Raw genomic sequence first — 16,853 nt, forward strand, 5'->3', positions numbered from 1 at the left:
ACTTCGTGTAGCTCCCTGCCCCCCGAGGGGGCCGCCCGCCTGCGGCCCGGCAAAGCCGGTTCCGCGGCTCATGCTGGGCTTAAGAATTCAGTGAGCTTGCGTAAAGGCAGATCGCGGCTGCGGCTGCCACGTTGAGCGACTCCTCGCCGCCCGGCTGGTCGATACGGACCTTGAGGGCTGCCCGGGCCATCAGGTCGTCGCTGACGCCCTGCCCTTCGTGTCCCATGGCCCAGGCGCAGGGCATGGGCAGCTTTTGCTGGTGCAAGAAACCACCCTGGTGCGAGCTGGTGACCACGATGGGAACCGCCAGCGAGGCAAGCGCCTCGGGCTCGACGCCTTCGACCAGTTGCAGGGCGAAATGGGCGCCCATGCCGGCCCGCAGAACCTTGGGAGACCAGAGCGCAGCAGAGCCCTTCAGGGCAATGACCTGGGCAAAACCGAAGGCCGCTGCGCTGCGCAGGATGGAGCCGACGTTGCCGGCGTCCTGCACCCGGTCGAGGATCACCGAAGCCGCGCCGGGCTGCAGGCTGCGCGCCGCCGGCAAATCCAGCACAAAACCCATGCGCGCAGGCGACTCAAGGCCGCTGATTTCAGGCAGCAACGTATCGGCGATTACTATGGTTTTGATAGCAGACTGTCCATACTCAGCCTGGGCTAGAGGCCAAAAAGACTCGGAAAACACGGCGAGGGCGGGTTTCAGGCCACGTGCCAGCGCAGCGCGGCAGAGGTGATCGCCCTCCAGCCAGACGCGCCCTTGCTTGCGGTAGGCCGTGCTGTCTTGCGAGAGCTTGCGCAGCTCCTTGACGAGTGGGTTGTCGCGTGAGGTGATGTGGGTGACTGCGGCGGAAGGCCCGGCGCCGGCAAAACTCACCGCAGAACCTCTGCCACCGGCGCAAACGATTTGCGGTGCTGCGGGCAGGCGCCGTGCTCCCGCAAGGCGGCCAGGTGTTCGGCCGTGCCATAGCCCTTGTGGTCGGCAAAGCCGTACTGCGGGTATTCAAGGTGAAATTCGGCGCACCAGCGGTCACGGTGGACTTTGGCCAGGATGGACGCTGCCGAAATCGACGGCACCAGCGCGTCGCCGCCCACAATGGCCTCCGACAGGATGACCAGCGTCGGCAGGCGGTTGCCGTCCACCAGCACCTTGTTGGGCTTCAGGCGCAGGCCTTCCACCGCGCGCTTCATGGCCAGCATGGTGGCCTGCAGGATGTTGATGCTGTCGATTTCTTCGACCGTTGCCATGGCGATGGAGCAGCACAGCGCCTTGGCGCGGATTTCGTCGTACAGCCTTTCACGGCGCAAGGCCGTCAGCTTCTTGGAGTCGGCCAGGCCTTTGATGGGATTGAGTTCGTCCAGAATGACGGCGGCGGCCACCACGGGGCCCATGAGCGGCCCCCGGCCCGCTTCGTCAACACCCGCCACCAGGCCCGGGATGTCCCAGGACAGTGCGGTTTGTTCAGCTTTCAAGAATTTGCTGGATCGCATCGGTTGCTAAGGTTGAAGTATCCCGCTGCAGCTCTGCGTGCAGCGCGGCAAATCGTTGTTCCACGGCCGCTATTTTGGCAGGTGCCGATGATTTTGCCTCTATCCATTGCAGAGTAGCCGCCGCCAGCGCCGCGGGCGTAGCCGCATCCTGCAGCAGTTCGGGCACCACAAAATCCCGGCACAGGATATTGGGCAGGCCCACCCAGGGCTGCAGCTTCTTGCGCCGCATGATCTGCCAGGACAGCCAGTTCATGTTGTAGGCGATCACCATGGGACGCTTGAAAAGCGCGGCCTCCAGGGTGGCCGTGCCGCTGGCGATCAGGGTGGCGTCACAGGCTGCCAGGGCGGTGTGCGACTGGCCATCCATGATCTGCAGGCGCCCCTGCATGCCTGCCTCTGCGGCCATCCGCTCAATCATGCTTTTGAGTGCGGGAATCGCGGGAACTATGAATTTGATAGCGGGTTGTGCATGCAGGATAAGGGCTGCAGCCTGAAAGAACCTCAAAGCGAGGTACTGGATTTCCGATTTACGGCTGCCCGGCAAAATCGCGATCACATCGTCTTCATCCCTCAAACCCAGTTTTTTCCGTGCTGCAGCGCGGTCTGGCTGCACAGGGATGACATTGGCCAGCGGGTGCCCGACATACGTGGCGGCAATGCCGTGGGCCGCCAGCAAGGCGGGCTCAAACGGGAAAATGCACAGCACGTGGTCCACGCTGCGTTTGATTTTCTCGACGCGGTCGGCACGCCAGGCCCAGATGGCCGGGCTCACAAAATGGACCGTTTTGATGCCCTGCGCCTTGAGCGCGGCTTCCAGGTCGAGATTGAAATCGGGGGCATCCACGCCGACGAAGATGTCGGGCCGCTGGGCAAGCAAGCGCTGCTTGAGCTGCTCGCGTATACCGACGATCTCACGGTAGTGGCGCAGCACCTCGACATAACCTCGCACCGCCAGTTTTTCGCTGGGCCACCAGGCGTCAAACCCGCGTGCTGCCATCTGTGAGCCGCCGATGCCGCCGGAGGTCAATGCCGGCCAGCGCGCCTTGAAGCCATCCAGCAGCAAACCCGCCAGCAAATCGCCTGAGGTTTCGCCCGCCACCATGGCAACATTCGGTGCACGAGTAGCCGGCACCCCTGCCTTGGGGTCGTCAGCCTCTCTACGGGCTGGCAGAGGGCTGGTCTGAAGAGACATAAGGCCTTACCGGACAATGCCGCGCTGCGGCGAGGTTTGCTCCAGAAAGGAGAGCATCATCTGCACGTCGGGTGCGGCTTCCGGGTGCTTTTCAGTCAGTTCGGCAATTCGTATCCGGGACTGCTCGAGGGTCAGGTCGTCACGGTACAAGGCCTTGTGCATGGCCTTGACGGCTGAAATGCGGTCGGGAGAGAAACCGCGCCGCCGCAGGCCTTCGAAATTCATGGACCGGGCCTCGGCCGGCTGGCCTTGCGCCATCACAAAAGGCGGCAAGTCGGCAAACAGCAGTGAACACATGGCGGTAAAACTGTGGGCGCCGATTTTCACAAACTGGTGTGCGACGGTAAAGCCGCCCAGGATCACCCAGTCGTCCACATGCACATGCCCGCCCAGTTGGGTGTTGTTGGCAAAAATGGTGTGGTTGCCCACCACGCAGTCATGCGCCAGATGTACATAGGCCATGATCCAGTTGTCATCGCCGACGCGGGTCACACCGGCGTCCCCGGGCGAGCCGATGTTGAAGGTGCAAAACTCGCGAATCGTGTTGCGGTCGCCAATGAGCAGCTCGCAAGGCTCACCCGCATACTTCTTGTCTTGCGGAATCGCCCCCAGCGAGTTGAACTGGAAAATCCGGTTGTCCCGGCCTATGGTCGTGTGGCCTTCGATCACGCAGTGCGCGCCTACGGTGGTGCCGGCGCCGATCTTCACGTGGGGGCCGATGACCGTGTAAGGCCCGACGCTCACCGACTCATGAAGCTGGGCTTGCGGGTCCACGAGGGCCGTGGCGTGGATGCCCGGCGCGGTAAGGGGTGCAGTCATGTCGCGATCGCCTTGAAGCTCACAAGCCGGTTCACGCGATCGTGCGCATGGTGCACATCAACTCGGCCTCGCAGGCAATCGTGTCGCCGACACGGGTAACGCCCTTGAACTTGAAAATGCCGGCCTTCATGCGGTCCAGCGTCACGTCCATGATCAGTTGATCACCCGGCTCGACCGGCCGCTTGAAGCGCGCGCCGTCAATACCGGCGAAGTAATAAACCGTCTTGTCGTCGGGCGTCACGCCCAGCGTCTCAAACGCGAGCAAGGCAGCAGCTTGCGCCATGGCTTCAAGCATCAGCACGCCGGGCATCACTGGATGGTGGGGGAAATGGCCCATGAAAAACGGCTCGTTGATCGTGACATTTTTAAGCGCCTTGATGCTTTTGCCTTTTTCGATTTCGAGCACACGGTCCACCAGCAAGATGGGATAACGATGCGGCAGCTGCTTGAGAATTTGGTGGATGTCCATCATGATTTTTCTTGAATGTGTCCTGAATGCAGAAGGGCTTTTTCAGCCTGCCTGAGGCGCTCGCGAAAGGTGTGAAGCTGTTTGAGCGTCGCGGCATTTTTCTCCCAGACAGCATTGTCGTCTATGGGAAAGAGCCCGGTGTAGTTTCCAGGCTTCAGAATCGACCGCGTCACCACGGACGCAGCCGATACATGAACGCCGTCGGCGAGTGTCAGATGGCCCAGCACAATCGCGCCGCCGCCCACCGTGCAGTGCGCCCCTATCGTGGCGCTGCCCGCAACGCCGGCGCAGCCGGCCATGGCGGTGTGCTTGCCGACGCGAACGTTATGCCCGATCTGAACAAGGTTATCCAGCTTGACGCCGTCTTCCAGCACCGTGTCTTGCAACGCACCGCGGTCAATACAGGTGTTAGCGCCGATTTCCACATCGTTGCCGATCTGCACGCCGCCCAATTGCTCGATCTTGACCCACTGCCCCTGGTGAGGCGCGAAACCAAAGCCGTCGGCGCCAATCACCGCCCCCGGATGGACAATGCAGCGCTCTCCGATCCGGCAACCGTCGGCCACGGTGACCCGCGCAGACAGCCGGGTGCCGGCCCCAACCTGCGCATGCCGGCCCACCACGCAATGCTCCGCGATGCGCGCGCCTTCTCCAATGATGGCGCCCTCCCCGATGCACGCAAAAGCGCCCACGGACACGGCGGGCGCCAATGTAGCGCCGGGGTCGACAAACGCGCTGGGATGGATGTACGGCGCAGCCTCAGGAAATTGCCGCCGCTTCCAGAACTGGGTGACCAGCGCGAATGCATGGTAAGGGTCATCCACCACGATGCAAGCGCCCCGGCTGATTGCAGCCTCACGGGCGGCGGGCGCAACGATGACGCAGGCCGCTGCGGATTGAGCGAGCTTGGACTGGTATTTGGGATTGCTGAGAAAGCTGAGGTCCTGGGGACCCGCGGCCTCGAGGGTGGAGAGCCGCTCTATCTCAAGGCCGGAATCGCCGATGAGTTCGGCGTTGACTGCGCCGGTGAGAAACCGGGCGATATCGGCAAGACGGAGTGTCACACTGCGCCTGCCGTTTTCACGATGGTGATCGTCGTGAACACCCCGCGATCAACGGGAAGCGTTCAGCGCCTTGATCACCTTGTCGGTGATGTCATGCTTGGGGTTGACGTATACCGACTCTTGAAGGATCAGGTCGTACTTTTCGGTTTCTGCCAGCGTTTTCACCACTTTATTGGCGCGCTCGATCACCTGCTGGAGTTCTTCGTTTTTACGGTTGTTCAGGTCTTCCTGGAACTCGCGGCGCTTGCGCTGGAAATCCCGGTCCTGGTCTACCAGCTGCTTTTGGCGCGAAACACGCTGTGTCTCCGGAAGCGTGGGCGCTTCACGCTCGAATTTGTCGGACAGCGTTTTCAGCTGGTTGGCGAGGTCATTGAGCTCTTTCTCGCGCTTGCTGAATTCCTGCTCCAGTTTGGTCTGGGCTGCCTTGGCCGAATTGGCTTCGCGGAAAATCCGGTCCAGATTCACGACCCCGACCTTGAACTCTTGCGCACTCGCGGAAAAACCCGCCAGCGCGACAACAAGACCCAGGAAAATTTTGCTTGAAAGATGCTTCATTAGAAAGATGTACCAATTTGGAATTGCAACCGCTCTATTCTATCGCCAGGCTTTTTGCGCAGGGGCGTCGCAATGGCAATGCGCAATGGCCCCACCGGAGAAATCCAGCTTATACCTACACCGGTGGACACCCGCATATCGGTAAAGCTGTAGCTTTCCTTTTCGCCGAAAACGTTGCCCATATCGACAAAACCAAACATACGCAACGTTCTGTCATTTCCTGCGCCCGGGAATGGTGCAACGAGCTCTGCGTTCAAGGTCACTTTCTTCGGGCCACCCGTCGCCAGATCAGAGGCGTCACGTGGGCCCAGCGATCCCTGCTCAAACCCGCGCACCGACCCCAGGCCGCCTGAATAGTAATTCTTGAACAGCGGGTAGGGCTGCCCATTCAGGCCCTTGCCCCAACCGAACTCGCCATTCAGGGCGATGGTGAACTGCTTGTTGAGGGGGATGTACTGCTGAATCTGGTAATTGGCACGCACAAACTTGATGTCGCCCGCCACACCCCAGTCGCCATACAGGCGCTGGTAGCGGCCGGCGGTGGGGACCAGCGCGCTGTCCCGGCTGTCGCGCGACCAACCCACTGTCAGGGGAATGGAGTCGCTTTTGTTGCCGAACTGGTTGGCGTAGGTTTGGTAGCTGACCGGCAGGTTGGTGCCGGGAACAATGGTGAGCTGCTCATAGCCGCTGCCAAAATAAACCGTGTCGTTCTCGGTGAAAGGGACACCGAAGCGGATACTCGCACCGCGGGTTTTCAGGGAATAATCGCCGCCCTGGCCGGAAAGCGGCTTGGCCGTGCGGTCATACACATCAATCGTGCGTGAAATGCCGTCGGCTGTGAAGTAAGGATCGATCGTGCTCAACACAACCTGCCGGTTCGACTTGCTGGTATTGAGTTCAATCCCGAGGTAATTGCCGGAACCGAAAACGTTTTCCTGCTTGATACCGAACAACAGGGAGACGCTGTCCGCACTGGAATAACCCGCACCCAGTTGCAGGTTGCCGGTGGGCTTCTCAACCACATTCACCGTCACATCAACCTGATCGGTCGTGCCGGTAACTTCCTGGGTATCCATATTCACGTCGGTAAAGAATCCAAGGCGGTCGACACGATCGCGCGAAAGGCGAATCTTGTCGCCGTCATACCAGGAAGACTCGAACTGGCGGAACTCGCGGCGAACGACTTCATCACGCGTACGGTTGTTGCCCGCAATGTTGACGCGGCGGACATAGGCCCGGCGGGACGGGTCGGCCTGAAGCACAAAAGAAACGCGGTTGTTGGTGCGGTCAATCTCCGGCACTGCTTCGACGCGCGCAAAGGCGAATCCAAACGTGCCAAAGTAGTCGGTAAACGCCTTGGTGGTTTCGGCCACATGGTCCGCGTTGTAGGGCTCACCCGGCTCAATTTTCACCAGCGTCTTGAACTCTTCTTCCTTGCTCAGGTAGTTGCCCTCAAGCTTGACGCCCGACACCACGAAACGCTCCCCCTCGGAAACGTTCACCGTGATGGCAATACTTTGCTTGTCCGGCGAAATCGCAACCTGGGTGGAGTCAATCTTGAATTCCAGGTACCCGCGTGAAAGATAGTAGGAGCGCAAGGTTTCAATGTCTGCGTTGAGCTTGGTGCGCGAATAACGGTCGGACTTGGTGTACCAGCTGAGCCAGCCGCCGGTGTCAAGGTCAAACAGCCCGAGCAGCGTCGACTCGCTGAATGCCTTGTTGCCGGTGATGTGGATTTCCTTGATTTTTGCAACGTCGCCTTCGACCACGCTGAAAGTCAGGTTCACGCGATTGCGCTCAATCGGGGTCACGGTGGTAATCACCTCGACGCCGTACAGGCTCTTGTTGATGTACTGGCGCTTGAGCTCCTGCTCGGCCTTGTCGGCAAGCGCCTTGTCAAAGGGCTGGCCGTCTGCGATGCCGGCTTCGCGAAGCGCCTTCTTGAGCGCCTCTTTATCGAATTCCTTGGTGCCGACGAAGTCCACATCGGCAACGGTGGGACGTTCTTCCACGATCACCACCAGCACATCGCCACTGACTTCAAGCCTCACGTCCTTGAACAGGCCCAGGCCAAACAAGGCCCGAATGGCCGTTGCACCTTTGTCGTCGTTGTAGGTTTCGCCGACACGAAAGGGAAGCGACGCGAAAATGGTGCCCGGCTCTACGCGCTGAAGGCCTTCAACCCGGATATCACGGACGGTGAACGGGTCGACAGCCCAAGCGGAACTGGCGGCAAAAAGACCGGCGGCGATGGCGCAAACTGCACGAACTTTGAAACGATTTATTTGTTTTTGCATGAAATGTATGGAGTTAGCCCAAAAGCCGGGTGACATCGTTAAACAGGGCAACGCACATCATGCCCAGCAGGATCGCAACGCCACCGCGCTGCAACCGGTCCATCCAGGCGTCTGACACGCCCCGGCCGGTGATCGCCTCCCAAAGATAATACATCAGGTGCCCACCGTCCAGAACCGGCAGCGGGAGTAAATTCAGCACGCCAAGGCTCACGCTGATGAGGGCCAGGAACAGCAGGTAAGAGCTCCATCCAAGGCTGGCGGATTTGCCGGCGTAATCCGCGATTGTGAGCGGGCCGCTGAGGTTCTTGAGCGAGGCCTCGCCGATGATCATTTTCCCCATCATCCGAAGGGTGAGAACGGACACCTGCCAGGTGCGGACGGCGCCCTGCCACAAGCCGTCAAGAAAGCCATAGCGCACTGTCACGAATTCGGGCGGGGCGCCCACATAGGCGTCGATGCGGGGGCTCATAGTTCCATTGACAGACTTGATTTCGGGAGTCACCTGCAGCACCAGCGTCTGGCCACCACGTACAACTTGCCAGCTCTGCGGCGCAACAGGCGCCGCGCCGCCACCAGGCTGGCGCAGCGAAGTACGGATGACCTCACGCAACTGCTGCCCATCCACGATGGCAACGTCACCAACCCGAAGCACTTCATCACCGGCGCGCAAGCCGGCCTTTTCGGCTGCGCCTGCGGCCATCACCTCGCCGATCACGGGACGTGTCCAGGGGCCGAGAATGCCTATTTTGCGAAACAGCTGGGCATCGGCTTCCGATGCGCCCAGCGTGCTGAGCGCCAGCCGTAGCGTTTGGCCGGGATTTGCGGCGCCCTCGCCCACAACCAGCATGACGTCACGCCCGTCCAGGCCGCCCTGGGTCAGCCGCCAGCGCAAATCCTCAAAGGAACGCACAGCCTGGAGCTCGTCGCCGTCAAGCGCAGCTTTCTCAATCGTTTCATGGCCGCGCAGGCCCGCTTTTTCAGCCAGGGAGCCGGCGACAGGGCTGGCCAGGATAGCCTTGGGCTCCTGCAGGCCGATCCAGTTCACGAGGGCGTAAAGCAGCACCGCCAGCAGAAGATTGGCGGCGGGCCCGGCCGCGACCACGGCCGCCCGGGATTTGAGCGGCTGGGTGTTGAAGGCCAGGTGGCGCTCGGCCGGGTCGACCGGGGCCTCGCGCTCGTCAAGCATCTTGACGTAGCCACCCAGGGGCAGCATGCCGATGGAGAACTCCGTGGACTTGTTTTTGAGCTTCCAGGTGTAGAGGGGCTTGCCGAATCCGATGGAGAACTTCAGGACCTTGATGCCGCAGGCCACGGCCACGCGGTAGTGGCCGTACTCGTGCACCGCAATCAGGATGCCCAGCGTTACGACAAAAGAAACCAGCGTCAACATGTCATGCCTCCAGTTGTCCGGCAATTTGAACGGCGACACGGCGGGCCTGCCCGTCCAGCGCGAGCAAGCCTTCGATATCACTTGCCTCAGAGACCTGAATGGCCTCCAAAGTTGCGTGATTTACATGATGGATGTGGTCAAACCGGATCCGCTTGTCCAGGAAGGCTGCCACGGCGACCTCGTTGGCGGCGTTCAGCACCGCCGTGCTGCCGGCAGGGCCGTTCAGGACCTGCCAGGCCAGCGGCAGCCCCGGAAAGCGCTCGTCGTCCGGCGCTTCAAACGTCATGGTCGCCAGCGACCTGAAATCCAGCGCTTTGGCGCCCGACGTCACCCGGTCAGGCCAGGCCAGGCCATAGGCGATGGGAACACGCATGTCGGGCGTTCCCAGCTGCGCCACCACCGAGGTGTCGCGGTACTGGACCATGGAGTGAATGATGCTCTGGGGGTGGATCACCACCTCGATTTGTTCGGGCGTCAGGCCAAACAGGTACTTCGCCTCGATAACCTCCAGGCCCTTGTTCATCATGGTGGCCGAGTCGACCGAGATCTTGCGGCCCATCACCCAGTTCGGATGAGCGCAGGCCTCATCGGGCGTCACATGGCGCAAGCTGGCTGCGTCGCGGGTGCGGAACGGCCCGCCGGAGGCGGTCAGGATGATTTTTTCGACGCGCTGGCCCCAGGTCGCGGCGTCTTCAGGCAGCGACTGGAAGATGGCCGAGTGCTCGCTGTCTATGGGCAGCAACTTGGCGCCGCCGGCCCGGACCGCCTGCATGAAAACCTCGCCGCCCACCACCAGCGCTTCCTTGTTGGCCAGCAGCAAGCGCTTGCCGGCCCTGGCCGCAGCCATGCACGGCGCCAGCCCTGCCGCCCCCACAATGGCGGCCATGACCGTATCGACCAACTCATGCGACGCTATCATTTCGAGAGCATCAGGTGTAGACAACACTTGGACTGGGAGCCGATTTGCCTTGATTTTCTCAGCCAGCTGACGGGCATGGGGCGCGCTGGCCATCACGGCATATTGCGGCTTGAACTGGGCACACTGCGCCAGAATCAGGTCGACTTGCGTCGCCGCACTGAGCGCAAATACCTCGAAACGCTCGGGATGGCGGGCAATCACGTCGAGCGTGTTGACGCCCACGGAGCCCGTGGACCCCAGAACCGTAATCCGCTGTTTTTGAAACGACATTCGGGTGCCTAAAGAGTGACCAGCATCATCGCCAGCGGCAGTGTGGGCAAGAGGGCATCGACACGGTCCAGCACGCCGCCGTGCCCGGGCAACAAGCCGCTGGAGTCTTTCACGCCCGCGCTGCGCTTGATCAGGGACTCGACCAGGTCGCCGACGACACTCATGGCCGCCAGGAAAACAACCGCCAGCAGCATCACCACGATGCCGTGGTGTTCTGCCAGCCGGCTGTAAAGCGTCGGCTCACGCCAGAAACCCGCGCCGCCCGAAGCCGCACCCGCATAAACCCAGGCGAGCGACAGCGCCACCACACCGGCCATGCCGCCCCAGACACCTTCCCAGCTTTTACCCGGACTGATCGAGGGCGCCAGTTTGCCTTTGCTGAAGCGCCCGCCAAAGGTGCGTCCGGCAAAGTAGGCAAAGATGTCCGCGACCCAGACCAGCAGCAGCACGGAGAGCAGGAAATTGATGCCGACGACACGCGCCTGCGCGACCGCCAGCCAGGCAAGCCACAAGGCCACCATCCCACCGGCAAGCCGCAGCGCTTTGGGAATACGGGGCCAGCCGGCGACGCCGCTGCGCAGCAGCCAGCCGCCGGCCAAAACCCACGCAGCCCCGGCTACGGCCCACAGCAAGGGCAAGGGTTGCGCCAGCAGGCCGCCATACCAGGACAGCGCACAGGCAATCACACACACGAGGCCGAGCCCCACGGACACGCCTTGCCCATAACCATTGAGGCGGCCCCACTCCCAGGCCCCCGCGGCAATCAGCAGCAGCGCCACAGCGCAAAAAGGCTGGGGTGTTTGATAGAAAAGTGCGGGCAGCAAAATGGCGAGCAGAACGATCGCCGTGATAACGCGCTGTTTAAGCATCAGGCAGCCTTTATGTTGTCGTTGTTGCCGTCACGGCTGACCTGGGCGGAGGTTTTGCCAAAACGCCGCTCGCGGGTGCGGAAAACGGCGATTGCCTCATCCAGCGCGGCTTCGTCAAATTCGGGCCAGAGCTTGTCAGAAAAATGCAGCTCTGAATACGCGGCCTGCCAAAGCAAAAAATTGCTGATGCGCAACTCGCCGCCGGTGCGGATCAGCAGATCCGGGTCGGGCACGTGCGCCAGTGCCATCGCGCGGTCCAGCGACAACTCGGTGATGGCCTCGCCGCGGCCGGCGAGCTTTTGTGCGGCCTGGGCAATGTCCCAGCGGCCGCCATAGTTGAAGCACACGTTAAAAACCAGCCGGCTGTTGGCCGAGGTGTCGAGTTCAGCCTTGGCCAGCCCGGCCCGGACTTTCTCGAACAACCGCTCGCGGTCCCCGATGAAGTGCAGTTGCACGCCGTTTTCGTTCAGGCTGGGCACCTCTTTGGCCAGGGAAAGGGCCAGCAGCTCCATCAGGCCGGACACCTCTTCGGAAGGCCGGTTCCAGTTCTCCGACGAAAAAGCAAACACCGTAAGCACACCGATGCCGCGCTCCAGGCAGGCCCGGACACAGCGGCTCAGGGAATCGACACCCTGTTTGTGGCCCGCGATGCGGGGCAAAAATCGTTTGGTCGCCCAGCGCCCGTTGCCATCCATGACGATGGCGACGTGGTGTGGAACGGCGGGATGGTGGGTGGCCATGGTGAATCAGGCCAGACGGCGAGGCGTCAAACCGCCATGATGTCTTGTTCCTTGCCGGCGACCAGTTTGTCGACTTCGGCAATGAAACGGTCCGTGAACTTCTGGATGTCGTCCTGCGAGCGGCGTTCATCGTCCTCGGAAGCGAGCTTGTCCTTGACCAGCTTTTTGATGCCGTCGTTGGCATCCCGGCGCAAGTTGCGGATCGCCACCTTGGCGTGCTCACCTTCCGCCCGCACGACCTTGGTGAGCTCCTTTCGGCGCTCTTCGGTCATGGCCGGCATCGGGACGCGGATCAGGTCGCCTTGCGCCGCGGGATTCAGACCGAGGTCGGAATCGCGAATCGCTTTTTCGATTTTGGCGCCCATGCCCTTTTCCCAGGGCGAGACACTGATGGTGCGTGCGTCGAGCAGCGACACATTGGCCACCTGGCTGATCGGCACCATGGAGCCGTAGTAGTCGACATGCACGGTGTCGAGCAGGCCGGGGTTGGCGCGGCCGGTGCGGATCTTGGTCAGGCCGTTCTTGAACGAGTCGATGGACTGCAGCATTTTTTGCTCTGCCAGCTGCTTGACGTCAACAATGCTCATGGTCGAATCTCCGGATTTTTATGGCAAAAAAACAAGCCTCGGACAGGCCTTATGTGGGCGGCGGTCAAACGTGAACCAGGGTTCCTTCGTCCTCACCCTGCACGACGCGCTTGAGTGCACCGTGTTTGAAAATACTGAACACCTTGATGGGCAGCTTCTGGTCACGGCAAAGCGCAAAAGCGGTGGCATCCATGACCTCGAGGTTTTTACCCATCGCTTCATCAAAGGTGATGTTGGTGTAGCGCGTTGCCTTCGGGTCCTTCTTCGGGTCCGCGGTGTAAACGCCGTCGACCTTGGTGGCCTTCAGGACGATTTCAGCGCCGATCTCCGCGCCGCGCAGTGCGGCGGCGGTGTCGGTGGTGAAGAAGGGGTTGCCGGTGCCGGCTGCAAAAATGACGACTTTGCCCTCTTCGAGGTACTGCAGGGCCTTGGGTCGTACATAGGGCTCGACGACGCGCTCGATGCCGATCGCGGACATCACGCGGGCGATCAGGCCGGCCTTGTCCATGGTGTCGCCCAGTGCGAGGGCGTTCATCACGGTTGCCAGCATGCCCATGTAGTCGGCGGTGGCGCGGTCCATGCCGACCGAGCCGCCCGCCACCCCGCGAAAGATATTGCCGCCGCCAATCACCACGGCCACTTCGACACCCATGCGGGTGACTTCGGCGATTTCTTCCACCATGCGCACGATGGTGGCGCGGTTGATGCCGAAGGCATCGTCCCCCATCAAGGCCTCACCTGACAGTTTTAACAAGATTCGCTTGTAGGCTGGCATGTGAGGGGCTTTCTGTGGTTGGAGTGAACTGGAGTTTAGCGGCCTTCCGGCTGGGCTGAAGTGCTTAAGCGGCCTTGGCGGCTGCGACCTGGGCGGCAACTTCGGCGGCGAAATCGTCCACCTTCTTGTCGATACCCTCGCCCACCACGTACAGCGTGAAGGACTTGATCGTCGTCGCTTTTTCCTTGAGCATCTGCTCAACGGTCTGCTTGTCGTTCTTGACGAAAGTCTGGTTGTACAGGCTGACTTCCTTCAGGTACTTCTGCACGCCGCCTTCGATACGCTTTGCAACAATTTCGGCGGACTGAACAGGCTTTCCGGCGGCTTGCGCAACAGCGGCATCTTCAGCAGCCTTGGCCGCAGCCACCGAGCGCTCTTTGGCGACCAGTTCGGCAGGCACTTCGGCGCTGGACAGCGATACGGGCTTCATCGCGGCCACATGCATGGCGACGTCCTTGGCGGCGGCTTCGTCGCCTTCAAACTCCACGACCACGCCGATGCGCGTGCCGTGCAAGTAAGAGGCCAGCTTGCTGCCGGCAAAACGCTTGAAGCGGCGCACGCTCATGTTTTCGCCGATCTTGCCGATCAGGCCCTTGCGCACGTCTTCCACCGTCGGGCCGAAGCCGTCCAGCGTGAGGGGCATGGCGCCAACGGCTTCCACGTCGGCGGGGTTGTTCTTGACGATGCCTTCGACCACGGCCTTGGTGAAAGCCAGGAAGCTGTCGTTCTTGGTCACGAAGTCGGTTTCGCAGTTCACTTCAACCAGCGCGCCCACATCGCCTTCGCGGTGTGCAGCCACAACGCCTTCGGCAGTGACGCGGGAAGCGGCCTTGCCGGCCTTGCTGCCGAGCTTGACGCGCAGGATTTCTTCTGCTTTTTCGAAGTTGCCTTCTGCCTCGGTCAGTGCTTTCTTGCACTCCATCATCGGGGCGTCGGTCTTGGCGCGCAGTTCAGCGACCATGCTTGCAGTAATTGCCATCTTTGATTCTCCGTTTTGTCGTTTTGGACAGGCTGGAAGCGATCAATTCGCACCCAGCTTTTCGTTAGGTTGTGAAAAAGGGGCTACGCGAGCCCCTTTTTCGCGTCTGGCGCAGCGCCGAAAACTATCAGGCAGCTGCGTTTTCCACTTCCACGAACTCATCCGAGCTCTCAGCCGAAACCGCCTTGACGACTTCGTTCACGGCGTTGGCGCGGCCTTCCAGGATCGCGTCGGCGATACCGCGTGCATACAGGGCGACAGCCTTGGAGGAGTCATCGTTGCCGGGAATCACGTAGTCGATGCCGATAGGCGAGTGGTTGGAGTCAACCACGCCGATCAGGGGGATGCCGAGCTTCTTGGCTTCCAGGATCGCGATTTTGTGGAAGCCCACGTCGATCACGAAAATGGCGTCCGGCAAGGCGTTCATGTCCTGAATGCCGCCGATGTCTTTTTCAAGCTTTTCGATTTCGCGCTTGAAGGTGAGTTGTTCTTTTTTGCTGATGGAATCAAGGCCGGCTTCCTGCTGGGCCTTCATTTCCTTCAGGCGCTTGATGGAGGTCTTGACCGTCTTGAAGTTGGTCAGCATGCCGCCCAGCCAGCGCTGGTCGACGTAAGGGACACCGGCGCGCTTGGCTTCGGTGGCGACGATTTCGCGGGCCTGGCGCTTGGTGCCCACCATCAGGATGGTGCCGCGGTTGGCGGACAGCTGCTTGGCGAACTTCATCGCTTCCTGGTACATCGGAAGCGATTTTTCCAGGTTGATGATGTGGATACGGTTGCGGTGGCCGAAGATGTACGGGGCCATCTTGGGGTCCCAGAAGCGGGTTTGGTGTCCGAAATGAACGCCTGCTTCCAGCATTTCACGCATAGTGGTCGACATAGGAATACTCCAAAAGGTTGTGTCTAAAATCAGCGCTTATCGCCCTGTTTGGGGCGACACCTTGGGTGGCTGATTTGCGATTTGCATTGCAAACAACAAAATCGTCATTTGCAAAGCCTGTCGAGTATAACATTCTTCCGCCCTCCCCCGCCTACCCGCCCGCCTTTCCTCCCGTCTTCCGCCCTCTCGCACCCCCATGAGCCAGACACTCCCCCCAGGCGACCTCCATGCCACCCGCCAGGCACTTCAAGCCGGCCATGTGCAGGCCCGGGACATCCTGGCCCAAGCCACCCAAATCGCCCAAAGCGAGGCCTGCCGCCACGTTTTCATGCCGGAAGGTTCCCCGGGGCCTTTTGAGGCCCCGGAAACGGCCCTTTCCGGCCTTCCGCTGGCCGGCATCCCGGTCTCGGTCAAGGATTTGTTCGACGTGGCGGGCCAGCCGACCCGCGCCGGCTCCACCGTTTTGGCCCAGGCCGCGCCGGCCGAGGCCGATTGCCCCGCCGTGGCGCGCCTGAGGGCCGCGGGCGCGGCCCTGGTGGGCCGCACCAACATGGTGGAATTCGCCTTTTCGGGCGTGGGCGTCAATCCGCATTACGGCACGCCCGTCAACCCGGCCGACCCGGCAACGCCACGCATCCCGGGCGGCTCCTCGTCCGGCGCGGCGGTGTCGGTAGCCACCGGCGCTGCCCTGGTCGGACTGGGCTCCGACACGGGCGGGTCCATCCGTATCCCGGCGGCGCTCTGCGGCATCGTCGGGTTTAAAAGCACGGCGCGACTGGTGCCTACAGCCGGCGCCATTCCGCTATCCACCAGCCTGGACACCGTCTGCGCGCTGACGCGCTCGGTGCGCGACGCCGTTACGGTGCACGAAGTGCTGGCGGCGCGCCAGGTGCGCCTTGCAGGCAAGCCGCTTTCGGCCTGCCGCCTGGCCGTGGCCAAAACCGGGATGCTGGACGCGCTGGACACCGGCGTGGCGCAGGCTTTTGAGCACAGCCTGAAGGTGCTGCGCGAAGCCGGCGCGCACATCGAAGAGATCGCGCTCGAGGAAATCTCCGACCTGGCGGCCATCAACGCCACCGGCGGCCTGTCGGCAGCCGAAAGCTACGCCTGGCACCGCCACCTGATCGCCGAACACCAGGCCGGCTACGACCCGCGCGTCGCGCTGCGCATCCTGCGCGGCGCGAGCATGAGCGCGGCCGACTACATCGACCTGCTGGCGGCGCGCAAAGGGTGGATTTCACGCATGGAAGCCCGGCTTGACGCATTCGACGCGGTGCTCTCACCAACGGTACCCATCGTCGCGCCGGCGATCGCCAGCGTCGTGGCCGACGACACCGAGTTTTTCAGGGTCAACGGCCTTTTGCTGCGCAACACCGCCGTGGTGAACATGCTCGACGGCTGCGCAATCTCCCTGCCCTGCCACGCACCCGGCCAGTTGCCCGTGGGCCTGATGCTGTGGCACGCGGCGCTGCAGGACGACACGGTGCTGGACCTGGCCTTGCAGGTCGAAGCTGCCCTGACCCGTTCGCTACAAAATTAATAGCTGCTTGCCCATATAGATAT

At 61.7% G+C, this 16,853-nt stretch carries 17 protein-coding genes; 1 reads left to right on the forward strand and 16 read right to left on the reverse strand.

All coding sequences use genetic code 11. From position 1 onward, the window contains the following. Nucleotides 1-79: 79 nt before the first annotated feature. From DT070_RS18510 to rpsB, 16 genes are all read right to left on the reverse strand, one after another. Nucleotides 80-871: an RNA methyltransferase gene (locus DT070_RS18510; protein ID WP_122956727.1), complete on the reverse strand. Its 792-nt coding sequence runs from the start codon at nucleotides 869-871 to the stop codon at nucleotides 80-82. After that, complete coding sequence (gene rnhB, locus DT070_RS18515; protein WP_122956728.1) at nucleotides 868-1,485, reverse strand: ribonuclease HII; 618 nt, start codon at nucleotides 1,483-1,485, stop codon at nucleotides 868-870. Before rnhB ends, DT070_RS18510 begins: the two co-directional genes overlap by 4 nt. Further along, on the reverse strand, nucleotides 1,457-2,587 hold the full coding sequence (gene lpxB, locus DT070_RS18520; protein WP_122956729.1) for a lipid-A-disaccharide synthase: 1,131 nt from the start codon (nucleotides 2,585-2,587) through the stop codon (nucleotides 1,457-1,459). Before lpxB ends, rnhB begins: the two co-directional genes overlap by 29 nt. A gap of 96 nt (nucleotides 2,588-2,683) precedes the next feature. Beyond that, a complete protein-coding gene (gene lpxA, locus DT070_RS18525) occupies nucleotides 2,684-3,496 on the reverse strand; it encodes an acyl-ACP--UDP-N-acetylglucosamine O-acyltransferase (protein ID WP_122956730.1) in 813 nt (270 codons plus the stop codon). Between the two features lie 31 nt (nucleotides 3,497-3,527). Further along, nucleotides 3,528-3,968, reverse strand: a complete 441-nt coding sequence (gene fabZ / locus DT070_RS18530; protein ID WP_122956731.1) for a 3-hydroxyacyl-ACP dehydratase FabZ — start codon at nucleotides 3,966-3,968, stop codon at nucleotides 3,528-3,530. After that, the gene (gene lpxD, locus DT070_RS18535; RefSeq protein ID WP_122956732.1) at nucleotides 3,965-5,029 is read right to left on the reverse strand and encodes a UDP-3-O-(3-hydroxymyristoyl)glucosamine N-acyltransferase; all 1,065 of its coding nucleotides are present in this window, start codon (nucleotides 5,027-5,029) and stop codon (nucleotides 3,965-3,967) included. Before lpxD ends, fabZ begins: the two co-directional genes overlap by 4 nt. Nucleotides 5,030-5,077: 48 nt before the next feature. After that, nucleotides 5,078-5,584, reverse strand: coding sequence for an OmpH family outer membrane protein (locus DT070_RS18540; protein ID WP_122956733.1), 507 nt, complete (start codon nucleotides 5,582-5,584; stop codon nucleotides 5,078-5,080). After that, nucleotides 5,584-7,881 carry an outer membrane protein assembly factor BamA gene (gene bamA / locus DT070_RS18545; RefSeq protein WP_122956734.1) on the reverse strand — a complete coding sequence of 766 codons (2,298 nt, stop codon included), beginning with the start codon at nucleotides 7,879-7,881 and terminating at the stop codon, nucleotides 5,584-5,586. The genes DT070_RS18540 and bamA overlap by 1 nt, the downstream gene beginning before the upstream one ends. A gap of 13 nt (nucleotides 7,882-7,894) precedes the next feature. Next, complete coding sequence (rseP, locus tag DT070_RS18550; RefSeq protein WP_122956735.1) at nucleotides 7,895-9,271, reverse strand: RIP metalloprotease RseP; 1,377 nt, start codon at nucleotides 9,269-9,271, stop codon at nucleotides 7,895-7,897. Between the two features lies 1 nt (nucleotide 9,272). Continuing rightward, nucleotides 9,273-10,460: a 1-deoxy-D-xylulose-5-phosphate reductoisomerase gene (ispC, locus tag DT070_RS18555; RefSeq protein ID WP_122956736.1), complete on the reverse strand. Its 1,188-nt coding sequence runs from the start codon at nucleotides 10,458-10,460 to the stop codon at nucleotides 9,273-9,275. An 8-nt stretch (nucleotides 10,461-10,468) separates the two neighbouring features. After that, nucleotides 10,469-11,329, reverse strand: a complete 861-nt coding sequence (locus DT070_RS18560) for a phosphatidate cytidylyltransferase (protein ID WP_122956737.1) — start codon at nucleotides 11,327-11,329, stop codon at nucleotides 10,469-10,471. Next, nucleotides 11,329-12,069 (reverse strand): polyprenyl diphosphate synthase, encoded by a 741-nt coding sequence (gene uppS / locus DT070_RS18565; RefSeq protein ID WP_122956738.1) that lies wholly within the window; start codon nucleotides 12,067-12,069, stop codon nucleotides 11,329-11,331. Before uppS ends, DT070_RS18560 begins: the two co-directional genes overlap by 1 nt. 26 nt (nucleotides 12,070-12,095) lie before the next feature. Beyond that, nucleotides 12,096-12,656 carry a ribosome recycling factor gene (frr, locus tag DT070_RS18570; RefSeq protein WP_122956739.1) on the reverse strand — a complete coding sequence of 187 codons (561 nt, stop codon included), beginning with the start codon at nucleotides 12,654-12,656 and terminating at the stop codon, nucleotides 12,096-12,098. Nucleotides 12,657-12,720: 64 nt separating this feature from the next. Further along, nucleotides 12,721-13,431 (reverse strand): UMP kinase, encoded by a 711-nt coding sequence (gene pyrH, locus DT070_RS18575; RefSeq protein ID WP_036838012.1) that lies wholly within the window; start codon nucleotides 13,429-13,431, stop codon nucleotides 12,721-12,723. A 64-nt stretch (nucleotides 13,432-13,495) separates the two neighbouring features. Continuing rightward, nucleotides 13,496-14,410 carry a translation elongation factor Ts gene (gene tsf, locus DT070_RS18580; protein ID WP_122956740.1) on the reverse strand — a complete coding sequence of 305 codons (915 nt, stop codon included), beginning with the start codon at nucleotides 14,408-14,410 and terminating at the stop codon, nucleotides 13,496-13,498. 127 nt (nucleotides 14,411-14,537) lie between these two features. Further along, nucleotides 14,538-15,290: a 30S ribosomal protein S2 gene (gene rpsB, locus DT070_RS18585; RefSeq protein ID WP_122956741.1), complete on the reverse strand. Its 753-nt coding sequence runs from the start codon at nucleotides 15,288-15,290 to the stop codon at nucleotides 14,538-14,540. 196 nt (nucleotides 15,291-15,486) lie between these two features. On the opposite strand from rpsB, the gene DT070_RS18590 reads away from it, so the two are divergent. Next, nucleotides 15,487-16,830 (forward strand): amidase, encoded by a 1,344-nt coding sequence (locus DT070_RS18590; RefSeq protein ID WP_122956742.1) that lies wholly within the window; start codon nucleotides 15,487-15,489, stop codon nucleotides 16,828-16,830. Nucleotides 16,831-16,853 lie beyond the last annotated feature (23 nt).

The organism is Polaromonas sp. SP1, assembly GCF_003711205.1.
Classification (GTDB): domain Bacteria; phylum Pseudomonadota; class Gammaproteobacteria; order Burkholderiales; family Burkholderiaceae_C; genus Polaromonas.